Origin of the sequence: Kocuria sp. UBA1838 (assembly GCF_002338785.1) — a bacterium.
GTDB lineage: Bacteria > Actinomycetota > Actinomycetes > Actinomycetales > Micrococcaceae > Kocuria > Kocuria marina.
In genome coordinates this window covers 147,563-159,832 of sequence record NZ_DDIY01000001.1, presented here as the reverse complement: position 1 = coordinate 159,832, position 12,270 = coordinate 147,563, and the positions used below count along the sequence as shown (strand labels likewise).

Genomic DNA, 12,270 nt, shown 5'->3' with positions numbered 1-12,270 from the left:
TGCGCGCCTCTCCTCCCCTTCTCCTCCGCGAGTCTCGGCCTGTGCACCGCCGGTGCTCCACCGCCGCGGATTTCTGCCCCTCCTCTGCTCCGAGGGAGCAGCCGTACGAGGGGACGCACACCGCTGCCGGGGTCACGCGCTGCCCCTCATCGGCGCACCCGGTGGTAGGCCGCCACCACGTCCTGTGCCCTGGGCAGCGCCAGATGTCCCGGGTGGCCCCTGTGGTGGGCCAGGGCGTCCAGTCCGTCCCGCACCACCCGCTCCAGGGCCGCGTCCACCAGCTCGGTCAGAGGAGTGCGGCCGTCAGCCGTGCGCTCGACCTCCTCCAGAAGCCGCGCAATCGCTTCCGTCTGCGAAGGGTCCACGAGCTGGCTCAGCGCGGAGAGGTCCACGTCCTCGCGGCCCCACTGGATGGTGTCGAGACCGCGAGCGCGAGCGGGTTTGTCCCTGCCGCCCTGCTGGGTGGCGCCATGGCGCGGACCGGACCGGGAGGCGTCGTGCCCCGCGGCACCTGGTCCGGACGGGGTGGCACCGCGTTCGGCCGGGACCGTGCCGAGCGCTTCCGGGGCGCCGCCAGGAACGTGCGGGCGGATCTCCCCGAAGGACGCCGCAGGACGCATGTCCTCGGGGCGCGGGAAATCCCGCACCACCTGCCGGGCGCGCTCGGTGACATCCACGGCGCGGTAGGCGTCCATGGCCACCACCAGGTCCGCGACGTCCAGGAACGCCCCGGAGCCACCCGTGACCAGGATCGAAGACACCCCACGCTCCGTGTAGAGGGCCCCCACGCGGTCCACGAACGGGGTGATGGGCTCGCGTTCGCCCGGAACCATGGCCCGCATCCGCTCGTCCCGCACCATGAGGTTGGTGGCGCACGTGTCCTCGTCCAGCAGGAGCACCGCTGCCTGCGCCTCGACGGCCTCCACAGTGGCGGCCGCCTGGGAGGTGGAGCCGGAGGCGTTGGACGTGCTGAAGTCGCGGGTGTCCGCGCCGGTGGGCAGGTTGTTGATGAACGGCGAGACGTCCGTGTGGCTCACGGCCCGGCCGTCCTCCGCGCGCACGGACATGGCGCTCGGCAGGGTGACCACGCGTTCGCGGCCGTCGCCAGGCACGTGGCTGTAGACCCCGCGCTCCAGGGCCTGCAGCAGCGTGGACTTGCCGTGGTAGCCGCCACCCACGACCACCGTGACGCCCTCGGGGATCCCCATGCCGCTCACGGTCGACCCGTCTTCGAGCTCGAGCTCCACGCGCAGCTCCGGAGGCGTCTCGAACAGGACGGCGCCCCGGGCCAGCGGTTCGTCCCGGTGCCCGGAGGCGCGCGGCAGCACGGCGCTGTCCGCGACGAACGCCACGAGTCCACGCTGCGGCAGCTGCTCCCGCAGGTGCTGGGCGTCCAGGTGGGAGGTCACGTGGGCCTGCAGGGCGCGGGCGTCCAGGTTCTCGTACCGCAGCGCGCGCTCGACTACGCCCGGCAGCACCTCCGTGAGCAGCCGGTGCGCGGCATGGCCCTTGATGCGGCGGCCCGCGGCGGGCAGGGCGATCTCGCAGCGCACCTCCACGTGCGCATCCGCGGCCACGGGGTCCGGCACCAGGACGGACGAGCGCTCGAGGATCTCCTGACCAGTGCTCTGGATGGAAATCCCGCCCGAGTCCTTGCCACCGCGCGGGCCCAGCTCACGGGCGGCACGGGAGAACTGCCGGGTGAGGAAGTCCCCGGCCGCCACGCGTCGGCCCTTCGAGGCGATCAGCCCACTCGGGATCCCTGTGCTGCGCAGGGGCAGCCGCACGCGCGCGAGGGACGGCGGGGCGTACGGGTCCGACTGCACGCGGTCCAGGACGAGCTCCACCTCCCCGAGCCGCCACAAACCCTTGAGCTGCTTGTACGCGCTGTAGCTGCTGCCATCCAGGCTGCGGAGGGTCTGCGAGAGGTCCGTGCGAGGTGTGCTCATGGGTCCATCGCACCACATGTGCGGGGGCCGGGGCACGCGGCAGGGCCGCCTCCCCGTGCGGTTTCCCACAAGCAACGGGCCGGGGGACCAGGCCCAAGCGAGCGCTGCGCGCCCCGGGCCCCGTTCACATCTCAGGCTCTGCGTGCCTGCACCCGCCCGAGCACCAGCGCCGCCACAAAGCACAGCACGTATGCCCCGGCGACGGCGGCCCATCCGGCGGTGAACGCCCCCGTGAGGTCCACGAGCTGGCCCACCACCACGGGCCCCAGCGCGAAGCCCAGGTACATCCCGGTGGCCACCAGTCCGGACGCCGCACCGATCCGTTCCCCGGACACGGCGGCGACGATTCCCGAGTTGATCACCACGTTCGCGGCCAGCGGCAACGCGGCGTGGAAGGCGACGCCCACCCACATGAGCCAGTGCTGCTGCGTGGTCTCTGCGAGCACGAGCAGCCCGAGCCCCACGATCCCGCCCAGGCTCATGACCTGGATCAGCGGTGCGGGTCTGCCGAGCCTGCCGCTCACCCGGCCCCACCCGATCCGGCTTCCGATCCCGATCACTCCCATCGTGCCCAGAAGGAGCCCGGCCACCGTGACGGTGTACCCCATGGCCCGCACCGCGAACAGGGACGCGTACACGTTCACGCCCTGCGTGCCCACCGCGTTGAGGAAGGACGTCAGCGTCAGCAGCCACACCGCGGGCGGCAGCGCCCCCGACGACGCCGCGGCGGAGGGCGCGACGGGAGAGGGAGCGGGCGGCGTCGTCGGGGTGTTCTCTCGGGCGCGGCGCTGCAGCCGGGTGACCACGGTCCACCCCGTGACGAGCAGGGGAACGCACAGCAGCGCGCCGAACAGTGCGGCACCCCGCCACCCGAACGCCGCGCCCGCCACCGGGAACGTGAGGCCCGCGACCAGCAGACCCACCTGCACCCCGGACTGCTTCCACCCCATCCACGCGGAGCGCTGGGCCAGCGGCACGCGCTGCGCGACGATGCGGTTGGTCACCGGGTTGGAAAAGGACTGCGCAAGACCCGCAATCAGGGCCGCGACCATCAGCATGGCGTAGGACTGCCACGTGGCGCTGAGCAGGAACGCCACCAGCACACCCCCGAAGATCAGGGTGAGCTGCACGCGGGTGTCGATGCGGTCCGCGAGCACTCCCAGCAGCGGCGCCGCGAGACCCGCTACCACGAACACCGCCGTGATGATGAACCCATACTGCCCCTCGGTGATCCCGTAGCTCTCCACGATGGTGGCGCTCAGCGCACCCACCCCGTAGTTGAACACCGGCCCGGCGGCCATCGCGGCCATGAGCACCGCCAGCAGGATTCCGGGGGCCTTGCGCGTCGGCGAAGATGGGGTGCGGGTCACAGTCGATCACCCTAGCCCCGCACCGCGCCCTCGACCTCCCGTAGGCTTTCCCCACGACTGAGAAAGGCGGACGTCATGAGTGGCTCACTGGATCCCGAGCTCGCCCGGGCCCTGCAGGAACCGGCGCGGCTGGTGCGCGCGGACCCCGCACTGCTGGACACGGTCCGCCAGGCGGGTTCCCCTGCCCAGGCGGAACTGATGCGCCGCGTTTCGGACGTGCGCACCGTGGAGGACCGGTACGCGGCGGCCGCCATGCTCGCCGCCCTCTTCGGCCACCGCGGCCCGCTGGACCAGGCCGCCCACGGCTACGGGAGCACCCCGCCGTCCGAACTGCTGGACCTCGCCGATGTCCCGGCGCTGCGGCCCGCCCTGCGGGATGCGCTGTCCTCCCCCGTCCGCACGGGCCTGCTGGAGTGGGCCACCACCGCAAACCCTTCTCACCCGCCCCTCGAACTCGCCATGGCGGCCCGGGATCTCGGGCTGTCCGACGCTGCAGTGCTGCGTTCCGTCGCGGATCGCGCGGACCAGGTCGCCCACGACGCGGCACCCGCGCAGCGGGAGCCACTGGCCCGTTTCTCGGAGGTGCTGCGCGCGGCGGCGGACAACCCCCGGGACGGCGGAGCGGCGGCGTCGTCCGCGCCCGGTTCGATGCCGACGCCGCAGGGTCCCGTCGGCTCGCAGGGCCCCGCGGTCACGACCACCGGCATCCCGGCCTCCGAGATGCTGGGTGAGGACGAGCTGGACGAGCCCTCCCGGCCCGGACATCGCTACCCGGGTGAGGGTGTGCCCGTGCGCGACTCGATCGCGGGCCCCGGCGCCAACGCACCGCGGCAGACCTGGGAGCCGGGCAGCCTCTCGGGACGTCCCACCGGCGGCGAGTCCCAGGGCGGGAACAACGTCGCCCACCCGGCCGGTCCCTCGGGCTCGCCCGACCGCCACGGACCGCCGGTGCACCCGCGCGAACCGTCCACCAACGAGCTGTACTACGGCGTGGGCAGCGACCGGTACGCGGACCGGGACCCGGACAGCGAGCAGACCCGGGCCGAGGACCGCCACGTGGCCCGCAACTGGGCCATCGTGTTCGCAGTGATCGTGGCGGTCATCGTGGTGCTGGTGCTCCTGTTCTGACCGCTTCAGGACCGCCCCCCGCCGGGCCGGTAGGTTGGCCAGATCCGCCAGGCCCTGCCTGTTACGCCACCCGATCGGGTCCAGCTGCCCGTCGGTGAGCGGCTCGGTCATCAGCGCGTAGTCGTAGACCGGGACGGTCTTGAGCCTGTCGCGCTCGAGCAGGGACGGGAACACGTTGGTGGCCAGCACGGCGCGAGGCGCCCCACGAGCCCGGCGTCGGTGCGGGCCACCACGCCGTCACCCGAGGTGTCCAGCTCGGTCACGCGGCTGTATTCGTGGATCTCGCCACCCAGCTCCGCGACCACCCGGGCCAGGGTGGCGGGGTGGACCATGGCACACCTCCGCTTCCTCCACCGCCCGGCGGGGTACGTGGGGAGCGGACCTGCCCACGCACCGCGCGCTCATCCAGGAAGACGCTGGAACCGTCCTCGGCATGGGGCTCGTTCAGCCACTGCACCCGGTGAGGCTCCACGGCCGGGTTGAGAATACCCGTGCGCTCGAAGTCCACGTCCATCCCATAGTGCTCAATCGGGGCGAGCGCGGCCCCGGTCCGGGTCGCTCTGCGGGGCGTTCGAGCAGCACTCGACCGCGCCCCGTGGTGATGGGCGGTCATGCGGCGCCCGCGGGGATGTCGACGGTGTTGAGGACGCTGTATGGCTGGTTGTCCCCCATGCCGGACACCGCCGAAGGGCAGGCCCGCTCCGCCTGACGGAACCCCGGGTAGCGTGGATCAGGTGACTATTGAACAGAACGACACCGCATCCTGGCAGCACGGCGTGGTGGTGCGCGGCGCGCGCCAGAACAACCTCCGGGACGTCTCCCTGGACCTGCCCCGGGACTCCATCGTGGTGTTCACGGGGGTGTCCGGTTCGGGGAAGTCGTCCCTCGCGTTCGGCACGCTGTTCGCGGAGTCGCAGCGACGTTACCTGGAGTCCGTGGCGCCGTACGCGCGCCGGCTGATCGACCAGGCGGGTGTCCCGGACGTGGACGTGATTGAGGGGCTGCCGCCCGCCGTCGCCCTCCAGCAGCAGCGCGGCGGGGGCGGAGCGCGCTCGGACGTGGCCACCGTGACCACGCTGTCGAGCCTGGTCCGGATGCTGTACTCTCGCGCCGGTTGGTACCCGCCGGAACAGGCCATGCTCTACGCGGAGGACTTCTCCGCGAACACTGTGCAGGGCGCGTGCCCCACGTGCCACGGGATCGGGCGGGTCTACGAGGTCACCGAGGACACCATGGTCCCGGACCCGTCGCTGACCATCCGTGAGCGCGCCGTTGCCTCCTGGCCCGTGGCGTGGGCGGGGCAGAACCAGCGGGACATCCTGGTCTCCCTGGGCTACGACGTGGACACCCCTTGGAAGGACCTGCCGAAGAAGGACCGGGACTGGATTCTCTACACCGAGGACCGCCCCACGGTGGGCGTGTACCGCGGGCTCACCCCGAACCAGACGCGCAAGGCCCAGGAGGAGGGTGTGGAGGCCACGTACCAGGGCACGTTCATCGGGGCGCGGCGCTACGTGCTGGACACCTTCGCCAACGCGAAGAGCCCGAGCACCAAGAAGCGCGCGGCCCAGTACCTCACGAGCGAACTGTGTCCGGAGTGCCACGGCAAGAAGATCAAGCACGAGTCCCTGTCCGTGACGTTCGAGGGCCTGGACATCGCGGAGTTCTCGCACCTGCCGCTCGCACGCGTGGCGGAGATCGCGCGCTCGGTGACCGCCGAGGACTGGACCCCGGGTGAGGCCCAGCACCTGGAGGACCACGTGCTCGACGCCGAGACCCGCGCCGCCTCCACCGCCTCGCGGGTCGCGGAGGGCGGTGCCTCGCACGACGCCGCCCCGGACGTCCGGCGCACCCCGAACCTCTCCGTGGAGAAGCGGGCCGCCGCGCAGCGCCTCGCCGCGGACCTCGTGGCGCGGCTGCAGCCCATGATCGACCTGGGCCTGGGCTACCTCTCCCTGGACCGCACCACGCCCACACTCTCCGGTGGTGAGCGGCAGCGGCTGCGGCTGGCCACCCAGCTCTCCTCCCAGCTCTTCGGGGTGGTCTACGTGCTCGACGAGCCCTCCGCGGGCCTGCACCCCCGGGACCTGGACGCGCTCATCGGGATCCTGCACGGGCTCAAGGACCGCGGCAACAGTCTGTTCGTGGTGGAGCACTCCCTGACCGTGATCCACGAGGCGGACTGGCTCGTGGACATCGGCCCGGACGCCGGCGAGCGCGGCGGCCGCGTGCTCTACAGCGGCGAGCCGGGCGGTCTCGCCGACGTGCCCGAGTCCGCGACGCGACGCTACCTCTTCGCCGAACATGCGCCGTCGGCAGAGGCGCGCGAGCCCCGCACGCCGCAGGGGTGGCTGCAGCTCGAAGGCGTCACGCGCAACAACCTGCGCGGACTGGACGTGAGCCTCCCCGCTGGGTGCTTCACCGCCGTCACCGGCATCTCCGGCTCGGGCAAGTCCAGCCTGGTCAGTCAGGCGCTGCCGGTGCTGGTGCGCGAGCGGCTGGGCCACGGCGGCCCGGAGGACACGGAGATCACCGGGGACCCGGAGTCGGACCTGCTGACGGCCGACGACGCCGCGGACGACGTGCGCGGGCACGTGGTCTCCCTGCCGGGGAGCGTGCGGCGCGTCGTCGTGATCGACCAGAAGCCCATCGGGCGCACCCCGCGCTCCAACGTGGCCACCTACACCGGGCTGTTCGACGCCGTCCGCAAGCTTTACGCCGCCACGGACGAGGCGAAACGGCGCGGTTACAAGGCCGGGCGGTTCTCGTTCAACGTGGCCGGCGGGCGCTGCCCCACGTGCGAGGGCGAGGGCAGCGTGATGGTGGAGCTGCTGTTCCTGCCGAGCATCTACGCACCCTGCCCGGACTGCCACGGCACCCGCTACAAGGCCGAGACCCTGGAGGTGCTGTGGCGGGAGCGCTCCGTGGCGGATGTGCTGGCCATGAGCGTGGACGAGGCGCACACGTTCTTCGAGGGCGAGGACGCCGTCCACCACACCCTGGGCGTGCTGCGGGACGTGGGACTCGGCTACCTGCGGCTGGGCCAGCCCGCCACCGAGCTCTCCGGCGGGGAGGCGCAGCGGGTCAAGCTCGCCTCCGAGCTGCAGCGGGCCTCGCGCGGGGACACTCTCTACGTGCTGGACGAGCCCACCGCCGGACTGCACCCCGCGGACAGCGACCGGCTCATGAACCACCTGCAGGGGCTGGCAGACGCGGGCAACACGGTGGTCATGGCCGAGCTGGACATGCGCATGGTTGCCCAGGCCGATCACGTGATCGACATGGGCCCGGGTGCCGGCTCGGACGGCGGGCGGGTGGTTGTCGCGGGCACTCCCGCCGACGTCGCGGCGCACCCGGACAGCGCCACTGCACCGTACCTGCGGGCCGTGCTGGGCTGACCCGGCGGTCGGGCCGGGTGGTCTGCACGGGCAGGGGGATGGCCCGGCCCCAGCGGCGGCGCCAAACGGCGTCATGCCGCCGCGGCGTCGTCGAAACCTCGTAATGTTGTCCCCGGGGAAGACGTCGTGTGTGCCACCTCACCACGGCGTGGGGACGCACCGCGGCCGCATCACTGCGGGCAGCGGGCTGGCCATGCACCACCGCCCGCAGGGGCCGTGACGCACGAGACGGGGGAACACCGAGATGACCGATCCTGGAACGCACCGGCACCGCGGAGCGCACCGCGCCGAACGCCGCGGGCCGAGCGGCACGCTGCTGACCTGGCTGGCCCTGGGCCTGGTGGCCGTCCTGCTGCTGCTCGCCGCCGTCTTCCTGATCCCGCGCGGGGACGACGCCGCGAGCGAGAACCCCTCGGACGCCGCCTCGAGCGCCGCGTCCGGTGACGCGAGTACGGCGGGTGGGGAGCCCGTCGTCGTTGCCCGCGCCAAGACCAGCGCGACCACCTGGTCCGCCGTGCTGCAGGACAGCAACGTGGAGCTGGGGCGCCCCCAGGAGGACGCCGGCACGCGCGAGCTGGTCTCCCGTGCGCTGGGCGAGGCCGAGAACGGGCGCGCGGATAAGGCCGCCACGGACGAGGCCCTGAAATTCCGTGCGCGCACGGAGGGCGACGCCGCGCCCGTGCGCAGTGCCGACGAGCGGCTCGAGCAGCTCGTCAAGCACTCCACCGCGGCGACCACCGCCAGCCCGAGCCCGCTGAGCCCCGCCCTGGCCGCGGGCGCGGCCTCCGGCGCCCCGCCGCGCAGCGCGACCGTGGTTTCTCGCGCGGAGTGGGACGCCTACCGCTCCCGCAACGCGGACACGGAGCTCGTGGCGAGCACCCCCGGCGACGACGCCCCCACCGCGGACGACGCCGCCCTGCAGCAGGCGCTCGCCCAGTGGCAGCACCTGGCGGAACCGTTCCACGCACTCGTGGCGATCGACGCCTCCGGGTCCATGGGCGAGAAGGTGGACCAGGACGGCTCCACCCGCATGGATCTGACGAAGGCCGCCGCCGCGACCGCCGTGGGGCTGTTCCCCGAGCACGACGCCCTCGGCCTGTGGACCTTCCAGCGGCACCTGGACGGGGACAAGGACTACCGCTCCCTCACCCCGGTGCGCGAGCTCTCCGCGTCGGTGGACGGCGGCACCCAGCGGGACCAGCTCTCCCGGGACGCGGAGTCCCTGACCTACGCCCCGGACGGCTACACCGGCCTGTACGACACCACCCTGGCCGCCTACCGCGAGGTGCTCCACGAAGACGCCCCCGGACATCTGCGCACGGTGATCGTCCTGACCGACGGCATGAACCACGACCCCGGCTCCATCTCCCTCGACAACCTGCTCACCACGCTCAAGGACGAGCAGGACCCGGACAACCCCGTGCGCATCATCACCGTGGGCATCTCGAAGGATGCGGACGAGGACGTCCTGAAGCAGATCGCGGAGGCCACGGGCGGCTCCTCGCACGTCGCCCGCACCCCGGAGGATATCCAGGACGTGTTCGTGAAGGCGCTCACGAGCGAGTGACCCGGTCCTCCGGCAAGCGCCAACCCGTTCGGCCAATGCTCCCGTGCCCTGGCCCTCGGTACCGTGGAGACATGACTGCCCAGGCCTCACGACGGACCCGGCTCTACTTCCCCGGCGCCCTCCTGGCCGTGCTGGCGGCGACTCTCCTCACGTTCACCGACGTCGCCTGGCGCGGTCTCATCGGGTGGGCCCTCCTGCTGGTGGCGGTGCTCGTGATGGTGACCGGTGGGCTGACGTGGCGGCAGCAGACGGAGAACACCAGGGGGCGGTGAATCTGAGGCGCGAAATGCCCCGGGGCCAGGAGCCGCACCGTGGGCCGGGGAGCGGCGCACAGGGACCGCCCCTCACGGCACGAGCCGCGCCCCCGTGAATCGGGAGCGCGACTCGTGGTCGGTCAGGCGTCAGGGGCGACGCCACCGGGTCACCGCACCAGCTCGTCCACCACCCGCTGCATGGACTGGCTGTGGTTGCCGAAGCGGTGCATGGTGATGGACACGGCCTGCTCGGCCAGCATGTACATCATCTCCACGCGCCCGGCGCCCACCACGTCCTCGGTGATCAGGGCGATGTCCGGGTGCTCGGCGCGCACCGCGTAGAGGTCCTTGAGGTCCTCCTCGGAGCCGTCCCACGGGGAGATCACGCGGACGCGGGCGCCGTGGCGGACGTCGAGGGCGTCGTCGTCCAGGGCGCGCAGGTCCGAGAGCTGACCCAGCGGGCCCAGGGAACCGGTGCCCAGGGCGTGCGCGAACCCGGCGTCGGACGCGGGGTTGAGCACCGTGGCGAACAGCCCGTTCACGGCTGCGGGCAGCGAGTCCGCGGCGCTGAGGACCACCTGCGAACCCGAGCGCACGGCCGCGAGGCCCACGCGCAGGACGTCCGTGAGGGACGCCCCTTCCTGGGCGCGCACCACCACGGTGCGGGGGCGGTAGCGGAACAGGTTGGCCTCGCTGAGCAGGGCCGTGGGGTCCTTGACCTGGCCGAACTCGCGCTGCCACTCGGACTGGTCGGACTGCGCGGCGCGGCGCAGCCACACGAGGTCCTCGTCCGAGACCAGCGGGGTCACGGCGTCCAGGGCGCGGTGCACGCGCGGAGCGAGGACCCACGCGCCGGCCGCGCCGCGGTCCGTGCTGGAGTCCGAGAACCCGGCGCGCTTCCAGCGGCCCAGCGACGCCAGGTAGTTGGGACCACCGGCCTTGGCACCGAGGCCCACGGAGGAGCGCTTCCAGCCACCGAACGGCTGACGCTGCACGATCGCACCCGTGATTCCCCGGTTCACGTAGAGGTTGCCGGCCTGCACGGAGTCCACCCAGCGCAGGATCTCGTCCGCGTCCAGCGAGTGGATGCCCGCGGTGAGCCCGTAGTCCGTGGCGTTCTGCAGTTCCACGGCGTGGTCCAGGTCCTCCGCGGCCATGAGCCCCAGGACGGGGCCGAAGCACTCGGTGAGGTGGAAGAAGGACCCCGGCTTCACACCGGTGCGGATCCCGGGACGCCACAACCGCCCGGTGTCGTCCAACTGCTTGGGCTCGATCAGCCATTCCTCGCCGGGTTCCAGCTGGGTCAGCGCCCGCAGTAGCTTGTCGCCGGGCTGTTCCACGGTGGGGCCCACGCTCGCCTGAAGGTTCACGGGCCAGTCCACGACCATGGAGGACGCCGCGTCCACGAGCTGACGGCGGAACCGCTCGGACGTGGCCACGGACCCCACGAGGATCCCGAGCGATGCCGCGGAGCACTTCTGCCCCGCGTGACCGAACGCGCTGGACACCAGGTCCCACACCGCCTGGTCACGGTCCGCGCTGGGCGTGATCACGAGCGCGTTCTTCCCGGAGGTCTCGGCCGTGAGGGGCCGCGCGGGATCCCACGACGCGAACAACTGCGCCGTCTCGTACGCGCCCGTGAGCACCACGCGCTCCACGTCCGGGTGGGAGATCAGCTGCTGACCGGCCTCCCCCTCCACGGGGGCCACGAGCTGCAGCACGTCCCGGGGCACACCGGCCTCCCACAGTGCTTCACACATGGCGGTGGAGCAGCGCCGCGATTCGGGCGAGGGCTTGTGGATCACGGCCGAGCCCGTGGCCAGGGGCGCCACCGTAGTGCCCGTGGGGATAGCCAGCGGGAAGTTCCACGGCGGGGTCACCACGGTCACGGCGTGCGGCACGAAGTCCCCGCCGTCCACGGCGGCCAGCTCGAGCGCGCGCCGTGCGTAGTAGCGGCAGAAGTCCACCGCCTCGGAGACCTCCGGATCGCTCTGCCCCAACACCTTGCCGGTCTCCGCGCCGGCCACGGCCATGAGGTGACCGCGGCGCGCGGCCAGGATGTCCCCGGCGCGGTTGAGGATCTCGGCGCGCTCGCGAGCGGGCGTGGCGGCCCATCGCTGCCCCGCGGCCTTGGCGGTGGCGACGACGTCGTTCACGGCCTCGACCGCATCCCCCGAGTTCTCCTCGACGTCCCGCAGCAGCTCGGGGACCGCCAGCGATTCGTACCACTGTGGGTCCCCGATGCGTTCGGCGATCTCCTCCGCCCACTTCTGGTTGGCGGGGACGGAGACGTCCGTGTCCGGTTCGTTGCGGAACGGCTCGTCCAGGGGGATCGTGGGGGTCTCCCCCGCGGTTTCCGCGCGGCGGTCCTGCACGCGCCGCGGATCGAGCGCCTGGGGATCGTCCTCGAGGTCAGCGAGCGCCGCCCGGAACCGGGCCTCCTCGCGCTGGAAGACCCAGTTGTCCGGACCCAAGTCGAAGATCCCGGACATAAAGTTCTCGTTCGCGGAGTTCTCCTCGAGCCGCCGCACCAGGTAGGACACGGCGACGTCGAACTCCGCGGGCTTCACGGCCGGCACGTACAGCAACAACTGGCCCACGTCC

The 12,270-nt window shown here is 72.4% G+C and carries 7 protein-coding genes; 4 read left to right on the top strand and 3 right to left on the bottom strand.

Going from position 1 to position 12,270, the window contains the following annotated elements; all coding sequences use genetic code 11:
* Positions 1-146 precede the first annotated feature (146 nt).
* Both B3I25_RS00720 and B3I25_RS00715 read right to left on the bottom strand, forming a co-directional pair.
* Positions 147-1,949, bottom strand: a complete 1,803-nt coding sequence (locus tag B3I25_RS00720; protein WP_286737485.1) for an ABC-ATPase domain-containing protein — start codon at positions 1,947-1,949, stop codon at positions 147-149.
* Between the two features lie 131 nt (positions 1,950-2,080).
* The gene (locus B3I25_RS00715) at positions 2,081-3,319 is read right to left on the bottom strand and encodes an MFS transporter (RefSeq protein WP_286737484.1); all 1,239 of its coding nucleotides are present in this window, start codon (positions 3,317-3,319) and stop codon (positions 2,081-2,083) included.
* Between the two features lie 75 nt (positions 3,320-3,394).
* Between B3I25_RS00715 and B3I25_RS00710 the strand changes: the two genes are divergently transcribed.
* The 4 genes from B3I25_RS00710 (at position 3,395) to B3I25_RS00695 (ending at position 9,684) form a co-directional block, all read left to right on the top strand.
* Positions 3,395-4,447: a hypothetical protein gene (locus tag B3I25_RS00710; protein ID WP_286737483.1), complete on the top strand. Its 1,053-nt coding sequence runs from the start codon at positions 3,395-3,397 to the stop codon at positions 4,445-4,447.
* A gap of 734 nt (positions 4,448-5,181) precedes the next feature.
* A complete protein-coding gene (locus B3I25_RS00705) occupies positions 5,182-7,845 on the top strand; it encodes an excinuclease ABC subunit UvrA (RefSeq protein WP_286737482.1) in 2,664 nt (887 codons plus the stop codon).
* Positions 7,846-8,089: 244 nt separating this feature from the next.
* Positions 8,090-9,412: a VWA domain-containing protein gene (locus B3I25_RS00700; protein ID WP_286737481.1), complete on the top strand. Its 1,323-nt coding sequence runs from the start codon at positions 8,090-8,092 to the stop codon at positions 9,410-9,412.
* A 71-nt stretch (positions 9,413-9,483) separates the two neighbouring features.
* On the top strand, positions 9,484-9,684 hold the full coding sequence (locus tag B3I25_RS00695; RefSeq protein WP_206478765.1) for a hypothetical protein: 201 nt from the start codon (positions 9,484-9,486) through the stop codon (positions 9,682-9,684).
* Between the two features lie 149 nt (positions 9,685-9,833).
* On the opposite strand, the gene B3I25_RS00690 is transcribed toward B3I25_RS00695, so the two are convergent.
* Positions 9,834-12,270: aldehyde dehydrogenase family protein (locus tag B3I25_RS00690; protein WP_286737480.1), on the bottom strand; the 2,437-nt coding region annotated here is incomplete at its 5' end.

Bases quoted from the DNA above. Each gene is read 5' to 3' on its own strand.
- B3I25_RS00695 (WP_206478765.1), top strand. From the start codon at position 9,484: ATGACTGCCCAGGCCTCACGACGGACCCGGCTCTACTTCCCCGGCGCC.
- B3I25_RS00710 (WP_286737483.1), top strand. From the start codon at position 3,395: ATGAGTGGCTCACTGGATCCCGAGCTCGCCCGGGCCCTGCAGGAACCG.
- B3I25_RS00700 (WP_286737481.1), top strand. From the start codon at position 8,090: ATGACCGATCCTGGAACGCACCGGCACCGCGGAGCGCACCGCGCCGAA.
- B3I25_RS00720 (WP_286737485.1), bottom strand. From the start codon at position 1,949: ATGAGCACACCTCGCACGGACCTCTCGCAGACCCTCCGCAGCCTGGAT.